This is a genomic window from Bacteroides muris (ex Afrizal et al. 2022) (assembly GCF_004793475.1).
GTDB classification, from domain to species: Bacteria; Bacteroidota; Bacteroidia; order Bacteroidales; family Bacteroidaceae; genus Bacteroides; species Bacteroides muris.
In genome coordinates this window covers 1-23,086 of record NZ_SRYZ01000016.1, presented here as the reverse complement: position 1 = coordinate 23,086, position 23,086 = coordinate 1, and the positions used below count along the sequence as shown (strand labels likewise).

At 45.3% G+C, this 23,086-nt stretch carries 19 protein-coding genes; all 19 read right to left on the bottom strand.

Annotated elements, in window-relative coordinates; translation table 11 throughout:
- Positions 1 to 7 precede the first annotated feature (7 nt).
- Entirely contained in the window at positions 8 to 1,483 is a 1,476-nt protein-coding gene (locus E5355_RS08870) for a TolC family protein (protein ID WP_136010070.1), read from the bottom strand.
- A 2-nt stretch (positions 1,484 to 1,485) separates the two neighbouring features.
- Positions 1,486 to 4,614 carry an efflux RND transporter permease subunit gene (locus E5355_RS08865; protein ID WP_136010069.1) on the bottom strand — a complete coding sequence of 1,043 codons (3,129 nt, stop codon included), beginning with the start codon at positions 4,612 to 4,614 and terminating at the stop codon, positions 1,486 to 1,488.
- 48 nt (positions 4,615 to 4,662) lie between these two features.
- Positions 4,663 to 5,742, bottom strand: coding sequence for an efflux RND transporter periplasmic adaptor subunit (locus E5355_RS08860; RefSeq protein WP_136010068.1), 1,080 nt, complete (start codon positions 5,740 to 5,742; stop codon positions 4,663 to 4,665).
- A gap of 158 nt (positions 5,743 to 5,900) precedes the next feature.
- A complete protein-coding gene (locus E5355_RS08855) occupies positions 5,901 to 7,520 on the bottom strand; it encodes an O-antigen ligase family protein (protein WP_136010067.1) in 1,620 nt (539 codons plus the stop codon).
- Positions 7,521 to 7,804: 284 nt separating this feature from the next.
- A complete protein-coding gene (locus tag E5355_RS08850; RefSeq protein WP_246866917.1) occupies positions 7,805 to 8,746 on the bottom strand; it encodes a BF3164 family lipoprotein in 942 nt (313 codons plus the stop codon).
- A gap of 399 nt (positions 8,747 to 9,145) precedes the next feature.
- The gene (lepB, locus tag E5355_RS08845; RefSeq protein ID WP_136010066.1) at positions 9,146 to 10,039 is read right to left on the bottom strand and encodes a signal peptidase I; all 894 of its coding nucleotides are present in this window, start codon (positions 10,037 to 10,039) and stop codon (positions 9,146 to 9,148) included.
- 8 nt (positions 10,040 to 10,047) lie between these two features.
- Positions 10,048 to 11,586 carry a transglutaminase domain-containing protein gene (locus E5355_RS08840; RefSeq protein WP_136010065.1) on the bottom strand — a complete coding sequence of 513 codons (1,539 nt, stop codon included), beginning with the start codon at positions 11,584 to 11,586 and terminating at the stop codon, positions 10,048 to 10,050.
- A gap of 13 nt (positions 11,587 to 11,599) precedes the next feature.
- Positions 11,600 to 12,082, bottom strand: coding sequence for a DUF1573 domain-containing protein (locus E5355_RS20235; RefSeq protein WP_328515059.1), 483 nt, complete (start codon positions 12,080 to 12,082; stop codon positions 11,600 to 11,602).
- 399 nt (positions 12,083 to 12,481) lie between these two features.
- Entirely contained in the window at positions 12,482 to 13,633 is a 1,152-nt protein-coding gene (locus E5355_RS08830; RefSeq protein ID WP_136010063.1) for a 6-bladed beta-propeller, read from the bottom strand.
- A gap of 98 nt (positions 13,634 to 13,731) precedes the next feature.
- Complete coding sequence (locus E5355_RS08825; protein ID WP_136010062.1) at positions 13,732 to 13,989, bottom strand: NVEALA domain-containing protein; 258 nt, start codon at positions 13,987 to 13,989, stop codon at positions 13,732 to 13,734.
- Between the two features lie 292 nt (positions 13,990 to 14,281).
- Entirely contained in the window at positions 14,282 to 14,515 is a 234-nt protein-coding gene (locus E5355_RS08820) for an NVEALA domain-containing protein (RefSeq protein WP_246866916.1), read from the bottom strand.
- A gap of 339 nt (positions 14,516 to 14,854) precedes the next feature.
- Positions 14,855 to 15,691, bottom strand: coding sequence for a winged helix-turn-helix domain-containing protein (locus tag E5355_RS08815; RefSeq protein WP_136010061.1), 837 nt, complete (start codon positions 15,689 to 15,691; stop codon positions 14,855 to 14,857).
- Positions 15,692 to 16,256: 565 nt separating this feature from the next.
- Positions 16,257 to 17,264 (bottom strand): 6-bladed beta-propeller, encoded by a 1,008-nt coding sequence (locus E5355_RS08810; protein ID WP_246866915.1) that lies wholly within the window; start codon positions 17,262 to 17,264, stop codon positions 16,257 to 16,259.
- 107 nt (positions 17,265 to 17,371) lie between these two features.
- Positions 17,372 to 18,469 carry a BF3164 family lipoprotein gene (locus E5355_RS08805; RefSeq protein WP_136010060.1) on the bottom strand — a complete coding sequence of 366 codons (1,098 nt, stop codon included), beginning with the start codon at positions 18,467 to 18,469 and terminating at the stop codon, positions 17,372 to 17,374.
- Between the two features lie 91 nt (positions 18,470 to 18,560).
- Positions 18,561 to 18,818, bottom strand: coding sequence for an NVEALA domain-containing protein (locus E5355_RS08800; protein WP_136010059.1), 258 nt, complete (start codon positions 18,816 to 18,818; stop codon positions 18,561 to 18,563).
- 216 nt (positions 18,819 to 19,034) lie between these two features.
- Complete coding sequence (locus E5355_RS08795) at positions 19,035 to 20,093, bottom strand: BF3164 family lipoprotein (RefSeq protein WP_136010058.1); 1,059 nt, start codon at positions 20,091 to 20,093, stop codon at positions 19,035 to 19,037.
- A complete protein-coding gene (locus E5355_RS08790; RefSeq protein ID WP_136010057.1) occupies positions 20,083 to 20,313 on the bottom strand; it encodes an NVEALA domain-containing protein in 231 nt (76 codons plus the stop codon). The genes E5355_RS08795 and E5355_RS08790 overlap by 11 nt, the downstream gene beginning before the upstream one ends.
- A gap of 174 nt (positions 20,314 to 20,487) precedes the next feature.
- Positions 20,488 to 21,570 carry a winged helix-turn-helix domain-containing protein gene (locus E5355_RS08785; RefSeq protein ID WP_136010056.1) on the bottom strand — a complete coding sequence of 361 codons (1,083 nt, stop codon included), beginning with the start codon at positions 21,568 to 21,570 and terminating at the stop codon, positions 20,488 to 20,490.
- A gap of 335 nt (positions 21,571 to 21,905) precedes the next feature.
- The coding region (locus tag E5355_RS08780; RefSeq protein WP_136010055.1) for a transglutaminase domain-containing protein at positions 21,906 to 23,086 on the bottom strand (1,181 nt) is incomplete at its 5' end.

Here is a 23,086-nt window from a genome sequence, read left to right as displayed (position 1 = left end):
CAGGTGGTTAATATTGGTTATAATCAAATTTCTCCGAAAGTGAGAATCCCGATGCAAAGTCGTGCAAGGTCAACTTCCTGATTTTGTAATAGTTCAGCCAGTAGTCCTTCAAGGCTGAGATGTAGTTGCGTTGAGCTTCCTGCTGGCGGTTCAGCGACAGAGTCAGGCTGTTGATGTCTGCCTTGCCGATGATGAAGCGCTGGCGGGTTTCATTGTATGCCAGCACGGCAAGGTCGAGCGCTTCTTCGGCACTTGCCACCAGGTCCTGCTGCACATTGAAATCGTTCACCGTCATAATGACCTCTTCCTCGATGCCGATTTCGTTCTGTCGGGCAGAGGTCTTCACTACGTTCAGATTATTCTTCGCCATGTTGTATTTTCCCTTACGCACACCCCAATCCACCAACGGAACAGATATGCTGACCGACACCATTTCCTGCTGCATGGGGTGCTTGTATGCCTCACCGAACTTCTCCGCCACCTGGTTGAAACCTACACTGGCATTGATGCTGGCATTGAAACGCGATTCCTTCCTGGTCTTGTCTACATTCCGTTCGGCCTCCAACACTCCCTGACGGAGTCCCAGAAATTGCGGATTGTTGGCTTGCGCAGCCTGCAACGCCTCATCCACGGGTATAACCAAAGTCTGCGGGCGTCCCGGAAGCGTCACCTGGATACTTGCATTTTTCTCCATATTCAGGAAAGATGCCAGCGAGAACATGGCACGCTTCAAGGAACTGATAGCGTTTTGCAACGTATTGCGTGCATTCACCACATCAAGTTTCAGCGTCAGCAAATCTGCCCTACTGATGGCAGCTATCTTCAGGCGCTGCATGCCGATGCGATAAAGCGTATCAGTAGACACTGCATTTTCCTTTGCCAAGTCATATTCGGCCTGCGCCATGGCAAGGGCAAAGAAGTAGGTGGTGGCCTGCTCGGACACCTGTTCGGCATTATAAAGGTACTCTTTCTTCGCCTTCTCGTACTTCAACGGTTCAATCTTGCGCTCCCAACGGAAAGGATTATAACCGACCAGACTCTGAGAATAGCCCACACGCACCGGCACACTGGTGAACTGAGTGGACTTGTTATTGCCGAAACTCCGCATATATCCCAGTTCTGTATCCAGATAGAACGTACCTCCCGTCAAATCAAAATTCTGCCTGATGGCAAGGTTCCCGTAAGCATAGAAAGACTGCTGGCTGCGGTAGATGTCAAGATTCTGCTCGGAGTCGTAGCGCTTGGTGATATCGCGGTTGTATTGGGCCGGCGTCATGTTCAAGGTCAGACTGGGAAGCCGGTTCGCCTTATAAGTGCGGTACTCCCAATAACCGGCCAGATACATGTTCTTGGTACGAAAAGCTTCCAGCGAACTATCGTTTGCCAATGCAATGGTCTGTTGCAAGTCAAGGGTTATCTGCTGTTGTGCCAAGCAAGTCGTGATGCCCAAGCTCACGAGTAATACAAGTATTCCTTTCTTCATAATCATTTACTTTCTTTTATGCTGCAGGAAATTTTCTCTCCGGCAGCACGTCGGTATATAAACCAATATATCAACGGGATAATGAATAAACTGACCAATGTCCCCATGAACATCGCTCCAATCATGGCTATGGAAAGCGGTTTCTGCAATTCCGACCCCATGTCGAACGAGAACAGCAACGGAACCATGGCAAATATAGTGGTAAGCGATGTCATGATGATGGGACGAAGCCTCCTTCGTCCTGCCTCATGAATTGCCTCGAGCAGCGGCATTCCCCCTTTCCGCAATTCGTTGATGGCATCCAGCTTCAGAATAGAATCATTGATGATGATACCACACGTTACAATCATTCCGATGGCAGACATCAGGTTCAACGTATGTCCGCATACCCACAACAGCAACAAGGCAAACGCCACATCTATCGGGATTTCCAGCAACACGATAAGCGGCTGTACAAAACTCTCGAACTGGGCTGCAAGGATAAAGTACATCAGCAGGATGGAAACAAAAAGAATCACCACCAGCTCATCCAACATCTTCCGGTTGGAGAAGAAGCTTCCGGAAAAGGTGGTATCCCAGTCTTGCGTAGCATCCGCTTCCTGCTTCACATTCTCCATCAACTCCGGAGCATCGGCCACATCATAGAAACGGAACGGGATATATTCACCGTTGCGCCCTGCCGTAATGGTCTTCAGGTCTTCGGCGGGACGAATCCTTATCAGCTCGCGCAACGGAACATACTCTATTCTCCCTTTATCGTCCGGACGGGTTTGTATCAATGTCTGCTGCAAGACATCATTCACCGTCTGTTCCTCTCCTACAATACTGATAGGCAGATACTGCTGGTAGGAATGGAGCATTGCCACGCTGTTTTCCTTGAACGCAGCCTTCAATGTGCGGTAAAGTTCCTCATAGGAAACATTGTAGAGCAACAATTTCTCCTGCAAGACACTTATATCCAACTGATTTTCAAACGCAATGCCAGTAGGAGCCACACCGGTCAGGTCGGCAAACCGCTGTTCCAGACCGCGCAGTTCGTCGGCCACCGGAGTCTTCTCCTTGTTGCGTGCATAAAGTTCAGCCACCACATCCGCTTCTCCTGTCACGAAAAGCTTCTCGAATACCGTTTCGGGCGGAGAGAAAGAGACCACCGCCAACGGATATGCCTGTTTCAGCCAACGGTAGATTTTCTCCTGCAAAGGAGCAATCTCCGCCGACAAGGCAGTCTTGAAATACAATTCCGCTTCCGAAGACGAGAGCGCCTGTTCACGATTCAACAAATAGTCCTGCTGCCCGATGGACGCCGTCTGTTCCACCGTTTCATCCTCCAACTGCCCGAACAGTGCATCTACCCGATGACGGTTTTCATCCACATGAATGTTTTCATTCCACTCCACACGGGCTATCAGTTCATTCTGGTCTATCTCGGGCATACGTTCCTTGCCGATGAAATAAAATAGAAAGACACACAATGGAACGGAAACCACACAGAAAACCATACTAATCATCTTATGAGCGAATATCCAGTCGACACCGGCATCATAGAAACGGTCGAGCGTATGCTCCTTCAACGGATTGTTGATGCGAATACGGAAAAAGCGCAACTTACCGCGCAGCCCCATGCGATAGACCAGCATATAAAGAACCGGCAGCAGCATGATGCCTGTAAAGTAAGATACCAGCAACCCCACCGTGACGGCAAATGCCTGGTCGTAGAAAAGGGCCCCTGCAATGCCGCTCATGAATATCAGCGGCACAAATACAGCAACCGTAGTTAGCGACGAGCTGAGCATCGGTGTCACCACCTCACTCGTGCCTGCCACACAAGCCCGCTTCAGCGAATAGCCCCGTTCACGATACTGCGAGATATTCTCCGTCACAATGATGCTGCTGTCAATCATCATACCCAATGCCAGAATCAGCCCCGACAAAGAAATGATATTGAGCGACATCTTGAACAGATAAAAAAACAAGAAGCAAATCACAATAGACACCACCATGCTCAGCCCGATGATAAACGGCGACTTGACATCCCCCAAGAAAAGCACCGCTACGATGCAGATGAAGAGAAAACCCAACGAAAGGTTCTGCTGCAAATTAGAGATAGTATAGTCCAGCAATTCCGTCTGGTTACGGCTGATGCTGAAATCAATATCGGGATATACCTCCTTGAAATAATCCATCGTATGATTAAGGGCAGATTTCATATCATCCATGTTTTCATCCGCCTGCTTGATGACGGCCAACGTAACGGCACGCTTGCCGCCTGCCACAGAAACGCCTTTCTCCTTGGCCGGCACAACATCCACCTCGCAAAAGTCACCCAAACGGATGATACGTCCTTCTTTGCGCAGAAGTATATCCCTCACGTCCTCTTCGGTGCGCAGAAGGGTGGAAAACTTGATATTGTATTCATAGTAACCATCGCGCACGGTCATGCTGCCCGGTTCCACATTGTTCTGCGCCAACACTCTTTCTATGTCTTCTATGGAAAGCCCCAATACAGCCAGTTTATCGGGGTCGGGAACAATCTGTAACTGTCTCTCCACCAAACCGGTAACATCCACCATTGCCACCTCCGGCAGCTGCTCGATGCGGCGCTTTATCACACTCTCGGCAAACTCGCACAAATCAAGAAACGCACCAGTCTCCTCATACTCCCCTCCCACTTCTTCACGTTGCATTCCCGCCGCATCATTCTTCAAAGTCAGGTTCAGATAGAACACCGGAATATCCGTCGCACTTGCTTTTATCACCTTCGGCCGTTCGGTATCCTTGGGCAGATAGTTCATGGCAGCGTCAATCTTCTCGTTCACTTCTATGAAGGCAAGGTCGGTATTCGTACCATAGTCAAAGTTCAGGCGGATGATGCCTGCCCCGTCGCGCGTTTCGCTATTCATATCTTTCAGTTTAGCCACTTGGATAAGCTGCTGACGAAGGGGCTTCACCACCGTATTCTCCAATTCGCGTGCCGAAGTGTTCTGCACCGACACCTGCACGGTGATTTCCGGAATAGCAATATCGGGCAACAAAGACACCGGCAGGGTGAAATAAGTCACCAACCCGACAATGAAACATGCCGTAAACGCCATCAATACGGCAATGGAACGATGTATTAAGAACTTTATCACAAAATTTTCAGATTTAAGATTTATGATTTATAAGTGAGGAAACACTTATTATTCTCCATTTCCAACGACCTTCACCGGTGCCTCATGAGCCAGGTTCACATTTCCCGTCACGATGACCGTATCGCCTTCTTTCAAGGCATCATCGGCCATACTGTAGTTCTCTGCATTCTCCAGTCCGGTCTGCACATAGTTCCACTGTGCTTTTCCTTTTTTCAAAGTGAAGACCACCTGCTTGCCCGAACGTAGCACCACGGCACTCTTCGGGATTACCAATCGCTCGCCCAGAGAGCGGTGTACGTTCACCCGCACATTCATCCCGCTGAACAACCGTCCTTTGCCGTTGACGGATGCCTTTACCTTCACCATCCCCTTGTCATCCACCAGCGGATTGATTTGAGTGATACGCCCTTCCTGCTTGGAACCGGCATCCGAATAAGGGGTAACGATTACCTTGTCACCGCTCTTTATCAACGGCAGTTCACTTTCCAGTACCGTAAAGTCCACCTCCATGCCTTGCGAGCCTACTATGGTGCAGAATGGTTCCGCGGCGCTCGGTTCATTGAAAGGTTTGGAGAAGAGATTCGCCACAGTCCCGTCAAACGGTGCGGTCAGCGTGGCATGCTCCTCCTCATAACACGCCAGTTCGTATTGCGAAAGGCTTTGGTCGTAACCACTCTTCACCCGTGCCAACTTCATGATGTCCTCGGGCACTTTCGAATGGTCATCTGCCGGATAGCCCTGTCCTATCAGCACATCCTGCAACTCCAGTTTGGCCTTTTCAAGGGCATCTTCCGCCTGTGCCGTCTTGTTCTTCAAACGAAATTTATCCAGCTCGGCCAGCTTCTGTCCTTTAACCACGCGGTCGCCGTTCTTCACATAAATATGAGCCACCACGCCCGTCGTTTCAAATTTCAAATCGGCCATTGCTCCTGCCGACGTCTTCCCGTTGCTCACCAGTTCATGTTCAAAGATTTCATACTTCAAGGTCTGCACCGTCACTTCATTATGGTCCTGCGGCAATACGGTTGTCACCCCCTCTTCCGCGCTCTTCTCTTTGCCGGCATCAGAACAAGCCGCCAGCAAAACAACCGCCAAGCACAGTAAGTATCGGTAATTTCGTGTTTTCATATTTCTATCATTTTTTCTATTAGGCTAAAATAAATCTTTTGTTTAACAAATACGGCATTTAGATCGATTAATTCAGATTATTTATCATATTCAAGAAAATCTATCTGAGAACAACCACATCTACCTCCTCACAGCTTTACCTCCTTGCCAACCAATCCCTAATCCTTAATCTTTAATCCTTTCACTTCCTCCCTCATCTGCCTGACCGCCGTGGAATGTACCTTCGGTTCTTTCGTCAGCACCAACTGTTTCATCTTTTCAAACTTATCCGGCTGTTGGTAGGCTGGAAGTGCATAGAGCTTTGCCAGCAGATAGTAAGGATAGATGCGTCCCGGAAGCCGGTGTGTGGAGCGAAGAAGCCATGCTTCCGCGGACGGGTAATCCCCCATCTCCTGATGGTTCTTGCCAATGATATTCAGTATCATCGGGTCGCTGCTATGCAGCAACGCCTCTTGCAGGATGCGGTTGGACGCTTCAAACTGCTTCGACTTATGAAGCGCATGCCCGTATTCAAACAGGAAGGCAGCACGCTCTTTCAACACAGGATAAAGTTTTTCGTACCCTTCCGTGACCGGACGGCTTGCACCGGCACGATACAGCACCCGCACATTCGCCCATTCCCGACAAGCCCGTTCCATCTGCCTATCGTCCTGCAACCGGAAAAGCCCTGTTCCTCCTGCCAACAAGGCGAACAACAGCCATGCCCCACGCCCTCCACTCTCCACACACGCCCACAGCAACACCGGAAACGTTACTATACCCACCGGAAGCTGCAACGGATAGGAGGAGAAAGAGAAAATCATCAGCGAGAGCAAAGCGCCACAAAGCCCCAACCGTCCTTTCCGCATACCCATCCAGAGGCAGAAAGCAACGACAATCAATAATCCTGCCGTCAAGGGAATTCCCAATTCCACAGCCGCCTGCAGATACTCGTTGAAGGCATATTCGGGGCTTCCCGCCACATATTCCTCCCACAAGGCATAATCCCCCGTGGCGAAATAGGCCTCCTGCGCATCAGCGTAAGCCGAAGAGAAGCCGCCGATTCCATATCCGGCAAAAGGTTTTTCTGCAATAGCACGACAAGCCATTTTCCACATAAACAGGCGTCCGCGTGCCGAATCGGGCTTCAAGGAAAACAGGCACCAGCCCGCCACCAACAGCAAGCACAGACCGATAGCTACAGCCACCGGTATATGCTTCCGGTGCTGCCGCCACCAAACAGCCATTTGCTCTTTCCACCCTTTCACGCCGCCATACACCCACAAGCAGGAGAAGCCCGCAGCCAACCATGCCGAACGGCTCATACCCGCCGGAAGCACACAAAGGATAAGCAATGCCACTCCTCCTGCTACATTCTTTGCAGGTCCGCTTCTTGCAAGCCATTGGTGCAAACATACCGGAAGCGTCATAGCCAAATAACCCGAATAGGGACCCGGATTGAAGAAACTTCCGGTCAAAGCATACAAGGAGTGCCTGGAAGCCACTGAGCCATAGAGCTGACACAGCCCCCACACCGCCTCTACACCGCCCAAGAGCATCAAAGCCCATACCACGGCCGTACCAAACGACATGCCTTTTTCGCCACGTCTCCAAAGAAACGAAAGCAAGATGCAAGGCAGCACCCCTAACGAGGCACGGTCGAACCACACCCATTGCCCTATCGTTTCATCCGCAGGCAGTCCGGTGCTAACGCTGCAAACCATAGAAAGCACGGCTATCACAGCTGCTACGCGCAGACCATCTCCCGCATACCCTATTACATATTTTCTTATCGCCATTTCACTCCACTTGTTTCCATACTCTTTCCCAGCGTATCTTCCCTCGGCTGTCGACCAATCTCCGTATCCTCACTGCACGCCCACGATAAACCGTTCGGGCAGCAGACTTGTTTCAACACCTTCCTGTGCAGGAATATAAAGAGAACAAATCATTAATTCATAGCACATAAGATGCTATACTCCAACCTCCTTCTGTATTTTTCACTGCAGCAAAAATTTTTTGCCCTATTTCATCAACAGCAATATAATGAGCATCAGCATCCAATAGATATTTTCTTATAGCATTACCTTCCCCAATCAAAGACCAACACAAGGTTGGATTTACGACCATTTTCATATATTTTCTTATCAGAGTATAAAGCATATAAATACTTGGTTGTAGCACAGAGATTGATATACCCCACTTGGGTATCTTCTGTCATATCCACACTTTGGTACAAGCCATCTGCTTCCGCCCCGGGTTTGTATATCGGATTACCAAATCTTAATGACTTTTTCAACTTAATTTTTCCATTAATATTCTCTATAATATCCAAATTGGATGAGAAATTAAGAGAATAAGCAAAAAACTTCTTCTCCGGTTGCATAACCAAATCCCCTTGATTAGATAAATATTTAGTATATTGATTAAAGGACTCATCAGAAGCATTATAAATGTCTACTCCATAATCTAATACGTCACTATTTTTATTAAACAACAAGTATTGATAACGAGATTGGTATGTGCCAGCGCCAAAAAAAGTACTGTCATCAATTGCAATAAGTCTTGATATTTGACTATCCGGAATGTCATATTTCGTTAAACGAACCGGATTTTCCCCATCCGTTTTGTCACTGCGCAAAGCATCAAGTTTATACTTCATTACTACCCGTGTTTGATTATCAAACACAGAAAAGCATTTGTTCAACATATAGCCATAACAGCCTGCAGGTATTTCACCCGGCCCTTGTCCTATAGTTCCAAAACGAGTAATATATGCACCTGTTTTTCTATCAAAAAGAGTATAGCTATCACCAGAATGAAGATCGTAAACAATCAAATATTCTTCATTACAAGTCATCCCCTCTATTACAGCCAAAAACTCATCTTTGATTAGATTCTCTTTCTCTTGAAATAATTGTTGAGATTCAGAAAACAGATTTAATACTGAATCATGTTTTTCATCTTTACACCCTCCTAACATACATATTAGCAAAAGCATAAATAAAAAGTTTTTTTTCATCATACATTATTAATATTTTAAAGTTACAGAGTAATAAGCATGCCTTATCGAACATGCTTATTACAAGTTTTATATTAGCAAGTAACCATTCACAATAGCTATACACTCTATTTTTAGTTTTATTCAGAACTAATTCTTATTATTCCCAAAGAGAATAGGAATTTCTTACTTGCTTATAAAAGGGCTTGTTTAAACTAATTTTGTATCTTTGCCTGTACCTCCTTTCTTGGGTGGGTTATGGAACGAGCGGGTCGTAGTGTGCCAACAAAACGTTATCCGTCCATTCCTCTCCAGTCCCATTTATATTTTCCTCTTTTATTTTATTCGATAGCGTATAATCGATTCATCTTTGTTTATATCTGTGTCATAAACGATTCCTTCCGGTTCATTACTTCACCTTGTTCATTCTATCTTTTTCCATATCCTATCCCATCTTGTATCTTCATCCGGTTCGACCGATTTCCATATCCTTACTGCACGCCCCACGATAAACGGTTCGGGCAGCAGCCCCCAGTAACGGGAGTCCTGCGAATTCTCCGCCTTGTCGCCTGCCACGAAGTAGTAGTTTTCCTGAAAGCGGTACTCACGTATCAGGCTGTCGCCCAACAGGATGCGGCCTTGTTCATCCATACGCAACTTCTTCCCCTGTTCCCAGCCCACCAACTGCCCGTAAAGCCTCCACGACGTAGAGTCCATCCCGACCGTCTGTCCACGGGCGGGAACAGGAAAAGGGCCGAATTCCTTCACCGTCCACCCCCGGCGCTTGTCCCAGGGAAAGGTTTCCATCTGTATCCCCGCAGCCCCGCTATCGGGCAGCATGGAGATGCACTTCTGGGCAGGCAGAAAGCCGATGTTTCCTTCGTGGCCCGCAACCCGGTAATAGCCTTTCCTGATTGCCAAAGTGTCGCCCGGAACGGCCACGCAACGCTTCACATAATAGCGCATCACATCAAAGGCGATGCTGTCCCAGCGCCCCGACCGATAAGGAAAGTTGAACACCAGCACATCGCCCCTGCGGAACTTCCTCCAGCCCGGCAGACGGTGTATGTCCACCTCTTTCCCTTCCACCGCGTCGAGCACGTCGAACAGGCGTGCGCCTGCCGAACACTTGTCAACCAGCACATAATCGCCCGGCAGCAAGGTGGGAGACATCGAGTCGCTGGGAATCTTGAAGGAGGTCACCACAAACACTTGCAGCACACAATAGACCACCACAAGCACACAAACCCCGAAAGCGATGTTCGTCAGCCTCTCCAGCCACGTCCTCATGGATCCTTGCTTCTTCCCTTCCTCCATCTCTCCTCCTATCTTATCAGGTTCATGGTTATCACACTGTCGTTTTCCAGAAAGAACACCCGCTGGTTGACGATGCGGTCGGGCACGGTGAACCACAGCAGTGCATTCTCCGGTATGTTTGTATAGCTTTGGGTAGAGTCGGCAGTGCTGCTGTATTCCAACGGCGAGAACGCGGCCGCCTCCACATCCCAGTAGTGCAGCGTGTAAAACCGCTTGAGCAGCCTTTTCCGTTTCGGGAACGTAAATGCCTGCGTCCGTTCCGGCCGGGGGATGAACTTGCGCACATGCCCGTGTGCATCCGCATGAAACGGGGCGGTGAGGAAGCGGAGCTGCCCTGCCGCAGGAGAATCCGCCACGATAAAGATGTTGTCGCCTCCCACCTGCCGGAACAGGCACGTCGTATCGGTGCGGCACCCCACGGCGACAGGCTCCCATTTATAATAGTTGTAGGCGCAGAGATACACCTGTCCCGAAGCATGCGCGAACTCACGGATGCGGTCGGTCGACACACGGACGTCGACGGGGCGGTCAAGGTACTCCATACTGACATCTTCCAGCAAGGGGCTTTTCAGCCAGGTGCCATAGCCGTCGTCCGGCACCTCTCCGCTGCCGGACGCGGGACAGGGTTCGAAATGGGAGCGATAGACCTTGGCAGGTCTCAAATGCCCCCGGCTGTTCAACACCGGCAGATACTCCCCCGGCAACTGTTCTCCGGGGGCAAAGCTGTGGAAGCGTCCCTCGTGCCACACGGCCCCCCAGTTGTGTCCCCAGTCCATACGGGTCCACAGGGTCCTGTCCATCACTACGGGTATGCCGGCGGCACGCATCACGAACAATCCCAGGTCGCACAGGCCCTCACATCGGGCACCTCCCCAGGCATACGTCTCTTCGATGGTGGGATAGAAGGGCAGGGAGTTCTTCTTGTACCGCATCACCGTTGCAAGCCTCTTGTTCAGCAGCGAGCAAGCCTCCAGCGGAGAGGAGACACCGGAGGAGTCGAGCAGAGGGATGAACCTATCCATCATCTCCTTCCGTAGTCCCGAGGGATATTCCCTACTGATGCGATAGGGCAGAATGTAGCGGCAGAAGACGGGAAAAGGCACTTGCCGCGCCCAAGGTTTCCGCCACGCCTCGAAGGCGAGGTCGATATTCCGCACCAGAAAGGCGCTGTCCAGTGTCCGGATGTCCTTGTAACGGTGGCGCTCCCCCATGCGTCCGGCCCTTGCCAGCGAGTCGAGGTGTGCCTTGCACGCCTCCTCCGTGGGGAAATCCGTCAGCCGCGGACGGTATCTCCCCCCTCCGGGAAGCGCGTAGAATTCCTCCTCGTAGAAGTGGTAGGGCATGTTCGCTATCAGGAAACGGGCGGCGGCCTGTTTCAGGCTGTCGTCCTTGTAGTGCAGCAGCACGCCTTCCAGTTCACGGCGGTTGTCGCCGGCAAAGGCAAGGGCACGCTCCAGCGCAGCATCCCGGCGGCACGACTGCAAGCACAGCACAACAAGGAATGCGCATGCCGGAAAAAAGCGGAAAGTTCTTCTCAATATATCCATGCCAGTCTCATTGTTATTTTGCATCTCCGGACAGGGACAGTCGTATTGGTGAGGAAGCCGTATTGCAATGCACGGTGACAGTCTTGGAGAAGTGTTCCGGATGCTCCGCCTTATAGACCACCTCCAATGTTATCTCCTTGCCCGGATGGGTCGGTTCCTTGGAATAGGATACGGTGGTGCAGCCGCAAGAGGTGGTGACATCCTGTATCACCAAAGGGTTGCCGCCTGTATTCTTCAAAGTGAAGGTCGCCTTTTGCTCCTTATGCCAGTCGAAACTGCCCAAGGACACAGAAGTTGCATCCATACCAACCTCGGTCATTATCTGCTTGCTTTCCTTCTCTTCGCTAATCTGTCCGCCTTGGATAATCCTTAGATAGAGTTCTTTTATCTTAGGGTTGTGGATGGGATTCCCGATGGCTATAACTTTATTATCTTTATCTAAGAGAAATGTTTGAAATTTTGCATCAACTGGAAAATTGTTTAATTTTTCTATCAAATTATTTTCATCTATACAAATTGGATAATCAAATTGAGCGATATTAAGTTCATGTAATAATGCAGTTCTTTGCGATGGAGAAAAAATAAATAGGAAACGGACTGAATCAGGGAACTGTTTTTGCGTACTTTTTATAAGTTTTTTCCACTCCAAAAGTTGTAATTTGCAACTTAAACAACCGGAAGAGTCAACATAAGTCATAATTTTATATGAGCTTGAAAAATCCCAATCAACTGTATCTATTCCACCCTTTGTGAAAACCGTATTTTTTGGGAAAAGTATTGTTCTATTTTCCCAAGTTCGAATCCGTTTTATAATATCATTCTCTCTATCATTTCCACAAGCTCCGCAAATGAATATGATTATACAAATATATAGCAATTTTTTCATGTGAAACATCTATTTTTTAGGCTTTAAATAATAAACGACCAAAGCATCTTCTCCGTTTTCCAAATGCTTTAGTATTCCACTGCCCATTCTTTTCTTTGATTCTTCATCAAACAGGTTATAAGCCGCAGAATTCAGCCAACAATATATACGTGTTTCGTCCATATATATTGGAAAGTTGAAATGCGAAATTGACAAAACAATATCTTTATTATATACGACTTTCGAGAAAGTTTGTTTCTCCAAATCCATTGCAAGCATTGCTTTCTTAGAACCATAAAAAATGGAGGATAATAAGAAATTCCCACAAACAAAAGGCGTTTCGTAAAAATAGCTAAATTCGTTTGATTTTCTCTGTTTTACCACTTCTTGGTAATTGTTTCGCATACTTTTCGGAATACTTTTATTAAAAGTTATTTCGTATTTTTCTTTCACTTCACCAGTCGCATTCAATATATAGATATCATCCGAGATCGGATAATAGTAAACTATGTTTGTAGCACACCTTCTAAGGCTGCCAATATTCAAATGACCACGTGTCGTTCTCTCATCAAAAGACAATAGAACCTGTTTTATATTAAACTCTGAATCGGTCAATATTAATTGATTGTCCATACTTAATTCAACATCCAATCCTAATAGAAAATTTCCGTCCGAAGTAACGATTAAGTCATTTACCCCCTCCAATTTGCCGTTATAAGAATATTCATCTTTGAAATCTCCATTTAAATTATATTCCAAAATTTTTCTTTGACCGGAATCTAACAAATAAATGTTTTGATTAGCCACATCAAAATCCGTTATTTTGGAATATTCACCAGGTCCTTGCCCTTGATGCCCAATCTTATAAAGAAAAGTTCCAGTGTTGTCCCAAACCGTCAAAGAAGCATTTCCAAAATAGTCTAATAAATAAATTTTATCATCAACAACCGAGCATTTATTTATCTGTTTTAACAACGCATCTTCACAAACTGCATTTAATGGAATAAACGATATTGAATCCACCCTATTAAGCATATTCTGTTGTTCCGCAAGTTTTTCCATAGCAAAATTTACTGTTTTGCCATTGAATGTCTGCTGCTTATCCGTTTTTTTACAGCCTGAAAGAAGTGCTATAACCAAGCAAAAAGCTAATATTTTTCTTAATCCAAAAGAAATCTCCATAATTATAAAGTAAATCAAATAAGTCAAATAAATATAACCATTTCGATTTTCTTCCTGCAAAAAAGCGCAGGAAGAAAATTGATAAAAATAGTGTCAGTTTAACATAATACAGTTGTACAATTATACGAATTTTCACACTTGCAATGAATACCATCACCAGTAAACCATAGAGGGCAGTCATACAACTCGCTTGGCCCTGTATTACCATTTGAATTTGCTTCATCTTCAGCCAACGCCTCCACATTAGCCAGCATCAAATCCGACATTGCTTCTGTTCTCTGATTCATATAAACTCCATATCCTGCCACAGCTGCAAATACGGCAACAAATGCAGCTTTCATAATCTTCTTTCTCATTGTTTTTCTACTTTTAAAATTTATTCTTTTTAATTCTTATCTATTTCCGTATCTATCCTTTCAACGGAAGAAGCAAACGCATTGCTTATTCAAACTAAATCATTATCTTTGCCGATACCTCCTTTCCAAGGTGGGTTACGGAACGGACGGGTTCGTAAAGTGGCAACAAAACGTTAGCCGTCCGCTCCTCTCCAGCCCTTTTTATATTTCTTTTTTCTATTCCATACTGATACTCTTATTATAAATCCGTCTTTGTCTACACCCGTAGCAAGGGAGACAAAACGATTCAAACCTATAAATAAGTTTCCGAATAAAAATAAACCTTTACAAATCTTCCCGGACAATCGACAGAACCGAACCCTATACATTCAATATCGACATCCCATTCACCTGATGCCAGCGCTTCTATATTCTCCAGCATCAAACTGTCCAAAGGCATATTCCGAGTATTCAACCGGAAGCACACTGACACGACTACAACTAAAAACAAACTAATGCACAGCATTTTCTTTTTCAGATTTTCCATAAGATTACATATTTAATTAAGAGCCTGTTTAAATTTTATTCAGCATTCTTTTAAGAGTTCTTTTTGAGGATGTTTTTCTGTTTTAATGAAGAGCATAGCGGGCTATGTGACGAATAGAAACAGAAAAACAGACCGGAAAGAAGCTTGGGAAGAAGCTGAAAAAACTTTTTGAAGAAAATTTAAACAGGCTCTAAATGGTGATGCGAAGTACTAAAAAAGTCGGGAGAATACCAAAAATAACGTCTAACAAAGTCTAACAAATACAATTTTTGTATTTGTTAGACTTTGTTAGACTCTGTCAGAAACGGATACAAGACATTGATATAAAGATATTTATAATCACTTATCGAAGCAAGTCTTTTTTCTCAGTTGATAGACGGAAGAATTGTTGACTATTTGCCAATCGGAAACTTCGGACAAACATTTGCGCAATCTTCCCACTGTGGTATGCACCCTGCTATCGATGAGATCGTAACCCGGCCACAACAAATGCATGATTTCATCAATGGATAACTTGTAATCTTCTGCCTCCAAAAAGCCTTGTAGCAACTTAGAAAGCATCGGAGCCAATTCCACATGCTTATTCTCTGTATACAGCATGCTTGCATCTACATCAAAAAACAATTCGTCACCAAAATGATAGACACGAGATGAACGAGGTTCAACAACAGTCACCTCCGGTACCTGTTCCAAATGAACAAGCATTGTCTTTTTCTTGAAACGACGATACAGATTATCTATAAAAAACAAAAGAATGGCGCAAAGAAAGAGAAGAAACAATAAAACCTTATCTTTAGTTGTGAAAGCCTGCAGCCAGGAACAATGGGCATATCCCGTAACAGCAACTTCACACCTTTTACCTATATAATAAGATAAAAGGCTATCCGATGATGCCACATAAAGCGAATCACCCGAAAGCACATGAGTTTCGCGTTCTTCCCAATCGAGTACAGAAACACGCACCGCGATTTTTCCAGAAAAGCCCTTGCTGACCAACAAATGCCGCCAGCTCTTAGCCAATGAATCCGCTTTCAAAGGAAACTTATCCAATATATAAGAATGGTACAGACTGGAATTGGAATAATCGTGTATATAACAATAAATCTTCTCATAAGGAACAAGAAATTCCTTCTTCCCACACTGAGCAGTCATTCTTACCCGCAATCGTTCTCCCACAGAATCTTTGTTAATTCCTTCATTTCCATCTCCCCCCTTCGTTCCTTCTCGAAAAGAAAACGCCTTTTCATCCCGTTTTCTCAACTCCTCTATCAAAGTCGGACGAAAAGCGTCGCGCGCCTGTATCTACCAGTACTCCAGCCGGTGCTGATACAGAAACCAGCCGGTAACTCCCGCTGCCACAATGCCTATAAACGCGTATATCAATAGCTGCTGCCAATCTTCTTTTTCCATGGTTGGTTTATAAATAGTTTCCGGTCACAATGATACAACAAATTTCTGATATATAGAGTTGTTAAGCCAAGAAATCTTGCAACCTTGATTGCAAGATGCTGTGGGAGAGAAAAAGGACACCGGAAAAGATGTTTCTCGCTGTGCCCTTGTGGAAAGGCCACGGTATCCGCACCCTTCACTGTAAATGTCAAATCCTCAAGAAACCGAATCTCTTTTTACTCCATGTCTGCAACAAAATTCCAACATCCTCAATAATTATATTCACCTTTTTCACGTATAAGACACACCGAGCTACAAAGCCTTTTTTTTCATTACACAAGATATTGGGACATTAAATAATCTTATCCAAATCCAAATAACCAAACTGAATTTCAGCATCCAGATTCATAATCAGCCTACCATTTTTTTCGTCACAACATAAATAATTAATTTTATATCCCACATCCAATGTCTTCAAATAATCTCCGCCAATATCAAAAACATGGAGCATCCTTGCACCATTATTGTTCCTCCAGTCTTCTCCAATATAAGATACTATAATTTTATCCTTATAAACTGTTGCATTTTTGAAATGTGCTTTTCTATCACCTTTCTTATCCCAACTCGGGCCATAAACATTACACAACAATTCCCCATTCAGATTATACAAACTCATCAAGTCGTATCGTTGATTGCACTCTACTAACGTATTATGCTGAAGTGAGAAAGTAAAAGAAATTCTTTTCTTATCGTCAGCCGGATGAACATAATCTATCAGCTGCATTGCACCAGTCTTCATATTCCATTTTCCACCGGTCCACTTATAAGAAGAGGATGCCATAGGAATAATGAATAAGCCAAACGACAGTGTATCATTTATATAGTAATAATCATTGGGGAAAGTTGCATTGCCATCACCAAATCTTAGTTTGATAGTCGGAGAATATAAGGAGTCTGTAAGAAGACTGTCCAAGTTGTATCTTAGAATTCTACGCTGTCCATGGTCTGTCACATACAAATCATAGTCGCCCTCATTCCACGCAACCGTTCCAAGAACGGATATTTCTGTCGGCCCTTGCCCTATATCTCCAAAGCTCAGCACATATTTCAATGTATGAAGATCATAGAGACGAACTTTCTTGTCTGATGATTTGTAATCCGCAATAGCCAAATATTTGCCACATATATAAGGTTTAGCCAAAGAGCCTATCAACACATCATCTGTATCTATTTCTTTGATATCATCTTTGACATTGATTATATTCGCTCTCTTTTTTTGCCATTTTGCCTTGGGGTCTTTCGAACCGCATCCACTACAAAACACAACAGCCAAAAGACAGAATACTAATTTTATTTTCATGGAATTCAATATTAACCAATTATAAATTTCAAGTAAATGTATGGCTAAAGATTTCTAATTACCTTTTCTTCAGCCATACCGATTATATTAAGAAAAAATACTTAACATTACTCCGATTGATATAATTCATCCGGCAAAACGAATTCGACCAAAGAAAAATCAGGATATTGAGTCAATCCATACATTTTTTGTCCTTGAGGCAAAATCGCCATTTCTTGTATTCTACAACCAAGATTAAAACAAGCTACATTATTACCGTCATAATCAAAGACCAGAATTTTATTTGAAGTCGACTTCTCTACATTATAATGGTCATAATCACTCAGTAGCTGGTCCAAATAAAGAGCATAGATATACTTTGAATCCATTTTCAAATCCAATAAAGGGCCTCTGGCTCTGTCCTTATCAAAAAGCAAATCACCATTCTTTACGCCATAGCCGGTTTCTGCATAATATAAGCTCCACATTTTTTCCATCTTTTCATCACATATCTTATAGGATACCAAATAAGGCAATTTGACCGTTCCAAATACCATTCTCCCATTATAAGTCGCTATTTTTCCGCTCAACCTGTTGCGAGCTGCAATAGGCGGTAAGTCTTCTTTTATTGGCGACTCGCCAAAGTAATCAATATGTTGCAACGTACTGTTGGACAGCGAAAAGAACCGTCCGTCCTCCACACCAACCAAGGATACATAATGCGAGCTATCCAGCTTGGTGATAAAATAGCCGGTGGGAGTCCATTCGCCTTTTTTTTTCTGATAAGAGGCTTTTAATCTTTTCTCTTCGTGTACAACAATGGCTTCTCCCGTATTCGGTTTGTCAATAGCAAGAATAGCCAATTCTTGTTTATTCATTTCATTCAGTCCAAATTCATTATTCCAAGCATAGGTTAGCAGCGGTTGGATAAATTCACCAGGACCATTTCCTGTCTTTCCGTAAGCACATATCTCCTTATTATTATCATATATATCGTAGATTCTACATATATCGTCAGGACCGGAAGAGACAATTATCAAGAACGAATCAATCATTGCCATTCTTCCATTCCCCATTAAAAGTTCTTGCCTACTCTTTACTTGCAAATTATAAACCGTCCCCGACTCCCCTAATCCTTCACTATGATTAACGACATTACAGCCTACAAATATGACTACAGTAAGCATTGCAAATATTGTACCAATAAAATGCAACAATTTTTCCATAAATTAACTATTTAATAAAGAAGGTGTGTCACAACACCCCAAATATAAAAACTATAAAAAGAGGGAAATGACACATCTCCGTCAAAAGAAGTTATAACCAGCCCGGTTTTTTGGTATAACCCAATAATATATCTTCACCATAATCACCATCCGGATAAATCACAAGCTCTGAACAAATATCAGAAGCACTCGTACAATCCTCACGTCCAGATTCTCCGCCAGCCAACGCCTCCACATTAGCCAGCATCAAATCCGACATTGTTTCTGTTCTCTGATTCGTATAAATTCCATATCCTGCCACTGCTGCAAATGCGGCAACAAATGCAGCTTTCATAATCTTCTTTCTCATTGTTTTTCTACTTTTAAAATTTATTCTTTTTAATTCTTATCTATTTCCGTATCTATCCTTTCAACGGAAGAAGCAAACGCATTGCTTATTCAAACTAAATCATTATCTTTGCCGATACCTCCTTTCTGGGAAAGGTTACAGAACGGGCGGGTCGTGATGCTGCTACAAAACGTTATCCGTCCGCTCTTCTCCAGTCCCTTTCATATTTTCCCTTTTTTATTTCATCTTATACTTCATTATCGGGTCATCTTGGTTCACATCTGTGGCATAGATGATTCCTTCCGACTCATTCACAGATATACCATAAATATAGTGGTCGAGCACATATTTGCAAAGAGGCTCGCCATGCAAACTGAATACATAGATGTATTGCCCGCCATCTACCTGGATGCCTTTTTGAGCGTTCTGCATAATCTCCTTGAAAGAGCGTCCGTGGAACACGGCATAAATGGCTTTGTCCGTGACCTGCACATCGCTAAAACCCATAATGCCCGTAGGAATACCATAGCCTTCGGCAACCTTGAACTCCGGTTCACCGTGAAGACCGATGCGCACCACGTGCGTACTGTCCTTCAAGTTATAGACTTCGAGCACTTCACCCAGCTGGGTGACTGCTGCCAGCACGCCGTTGCGCGGATTGTAGTCAATGAAGCTGCGCCATGCTTGCGCCAGCGCAGGACGGGCGTTCTGCAAAGCCTCCTCATTGGAAGAAGGGATTACCCCCATTTTATGCAATAACCTGCCTTGCCTGTTCACCCGGCAAAAACGGTTATCGCCCGAATAATCGGGAATGATAAAGGTAGAATCGTCCACCATAGCAAAGTCCAAAGCCCGAAGAAGAGCTCTATCCAGCTTCACCGTTTCCTGACGAAACAGTGAATCACCGGATAAAGCACAACCAAACCGAGTTAATTCGGACTTATTGGCATCAAGAAGCCACAATTTCTTCCCATTCCATCGGATATTTTCGACAGAAAGCTGCTCGTCAGGCGACTCTCCACGCTTGCCGAAAGAAGTCCAATAAGAGAAATCGGGATAACGAAAGACATGGCAGAAGTGATCGGTGCCGTGCAAATCGAGCACAAAAACCTTATCTTCCTGCACCCGAATACGGAAAGGATAGCGGAACAAGGCTGTATCCAAAGGGATTGCCTCTCCCTTCAACTCATGGGTTTCCGGGAAATCAGCATAAACCAATCCTGCCTTGTGGGGAGCAGAGGTACACGCTGCCAATAGAAACAGCAGGCACAAAGTTCTTATCAGATTAACGAGCATTGGCTATAAAATATACTTTTACATGAATTCGAGGGCAATCTAAAGACCCGGAGCCAACACAGTCGACATTTGGTCCCCATTCGTCTGACGCCAATGCTTCCACATTCTCAAACATCAAAGCATCCAACCGGCTCTTTTCTGTATTGATATGAAAAGACACAGCCGTCGCTACAACCAAAAACAAACCAATAACCCAAATTTTCTTTTTCAAGTTCTTCATAACGATATACATTTTTTATATTAAAGATGCCACGAAGTACTGAAAAAGAAAAAGAATCACCAAATATTCAGTCTAACAAAGTCTAACAAACGGAAAAAATTATTATTTTGTTAGACTTTGTCAGACAATATCAGACGTAAATATACCCATTCTCACAAAAAATCTACTCTAATTTTACTCATTGGAGCATCTTTTTAACTGGTAACAAAGGATTCCATTTACGATTTGCCACTCTGAAATTTCGGACAAGCTTTTACGCAGCCTTCCCACCATTGTATGCACTCTGCTATCTGCAACATCCATATCCTCCGGCCATAATATCTGCTTAATTTCGGACATGGATAATCTGTACTCCTGCGCTTCCAAAAAATGTTTCAACAATTTTGCCAACGATGCTGTTAACTTTACAGTCTTATCACCCTTACGCAAAATTCTCGAATCGGCATCGAACAACAATCCATCTTCCAAACGGTATACATGCGGTCCTGATTCAGCGACAGCCATAACCGGGTTCTGTTCCCCTACCTCTATAGATACAAGTGAAGCAGGCTGTGCCGGGCTTGAGCCACGCAACATACGATAATAAAGCACACATATATAACTGCGGCATAAATACAATAAGACACAAAAAAGAACGAAGAAACACAACAAAACCATATCGCTAACCGTAAAAGCCGACAGCCAGGAACAATGTATATATCCTGTGGAAGCGACCTCACATCTTTTACCTATATAATAGGATACCAGACTATCCGATTTTGCCACATAAGACGAATCGCCTGAAAAAGTAGAAGCTTCGTGTTCGTCCCAATCCAATACAGCTATGCGTACGGTGGTTTTCCCCAAGAATCCTTTTTCTGCCAGTCTTTTTCTCCAATTATCTGCTACCGCGTCTGCCTGCAAAGGATATTTCTCTAATATATATGAGTGCATTAATCTGGAAATGGAAGATTCACCCATATAATTTGAAAGCCTTTCAGGAGGAATAATGAAATCCTTTTTCTCCGATTCACTTCTTTGCATCGTTACGGTGTCTTTCAAGTCATTATAGAGTCTGCTATAACCGCTCGAATAGAAAAAAACGTGTATATCCCTTTTCTTTAATTCATCTTGCAAAGCCTCACGAAAGGTATGGCGAGCCTGTTCTTTCCAAGATTCCACCCGATATCGGTGCAATGCAAAAACAGCAATGCCACCAACAAACACACTAACCACCAAAAAACACAATAATCCCTTATGTTTTCCTTTTTGCTTCATTGCTTTGTTTTTCAAATTTATCCAAGTCTACGATAATGAGCGCAAGTTACGAAAAAAGAGGTTACTTATGAGATTTCAAATAGAGAATATCGCAAAAGTGAAATCGGCAAACGTGAAACTGAACGGATTGACGGTAATTGCTGGTGAAAACGGCTCTGGTAAAAGCATGGCGGGCAAGATGCCCTTTTCAGTAATCCAGGTACCGAAGTCAACTCAAAGCAATAACATTCAGAAACCAATTCCGTACTTCACCTTGTTCATCTTATTCTTTTCCATATCCTGTCCCATCCGGTTCTTCCATCCTTTCTTCTTGCTTTCCCTATCCTCCATCCTTACTATCTTATCAGGTTCATGGTTATCACACTGTCGTTTTCCAGAAAAAACACCCGCTGGTTGACGATGCGGTCGGGCACGGTGAACCACAACAGCGCATTCTCCGGAATGTTCGTATAGCTCTGGGTGGAATCGGAGGTGCCGCCGTATTCCAACGGCGAGAACGCGGCCGCCTCCACATCCCAGTAGTGCAGCGTGTAAGGCCGCTTGAGCAGCCTTTTCCGTTTCGGGAACGTAAACGCCTGTGGCCGGTCCGGCCGGGGGATGAACTTGCGTATATGCCCGTGCGCATCCGCATGGAACGGGGCGGTGAGGAAGCGGAGCTGTCCTGCAGCGGGAGAATCCGCCACGATGAAGATGTTGTCGCCTCCCACCTGCCGGAACAGGCACGTCGTATCGGTGCGGCACCCCACGGCGACAGGCTCCCATTCGTAATAGTTGTAGGCGCAGAGATAGACCTGACCCGAGGCATGCGCGAACTCACGGATGCGGTCGGTCGACACACGGACGTCGACGGGGCGGTCAAGGTACTCCATACTGGCATCTTCCAGCAAGGGGCTTTTCAGCCAGGTGCCATAGCCGTCGTCCGGCACCTCTTCGCTGCCGGATACGGGACAAGGGTCGAAATGGGAGCGATAGACCTTGGCAGGTCTCAAATGCCCCCGGCTGTTCAACACCGGCAGATACTCTCCCGGCAACTGTTCTCCGGGGGCAAAGCTGTGGAAGCGTCCCTCGTGCCACACGGCCCCCCAGTTGTGTCCCCAGTCCATACGGGTCCACAGGGTCTTGTCCATCACCACGGGTATGCCGGCGGCACGCATCACGAACAATCCCAGGTCGCACAGGCCTTCACATCGGGCACCTCCCCAGGCATACGTCTCTTCGATGGTGGGATAGAAGGGCAGGGAGTTCTTCTTGTACCGCATCACCGTTGCAAGCTTCCTGTTCAGCAGCGAGCAAGCCTCCAGCGGAGAGGAGACACCGGCGGAGTCGAGCAGGGGAATGAACCGGTCCATCATCTCCTTACGCAGTCCCGAGGGATATTCCCTACTGATGCGATAGGGCAGAATGTAGCGGCAGAAGACGGGAAAAGGCACTTGCCGCGCCCAAGGTTTCCGCCACGCCTCAAAGGCGAGGTCGATATTCCGCACCAGAAAGGCGCTGTCCAGTGTCCGGATGTCCT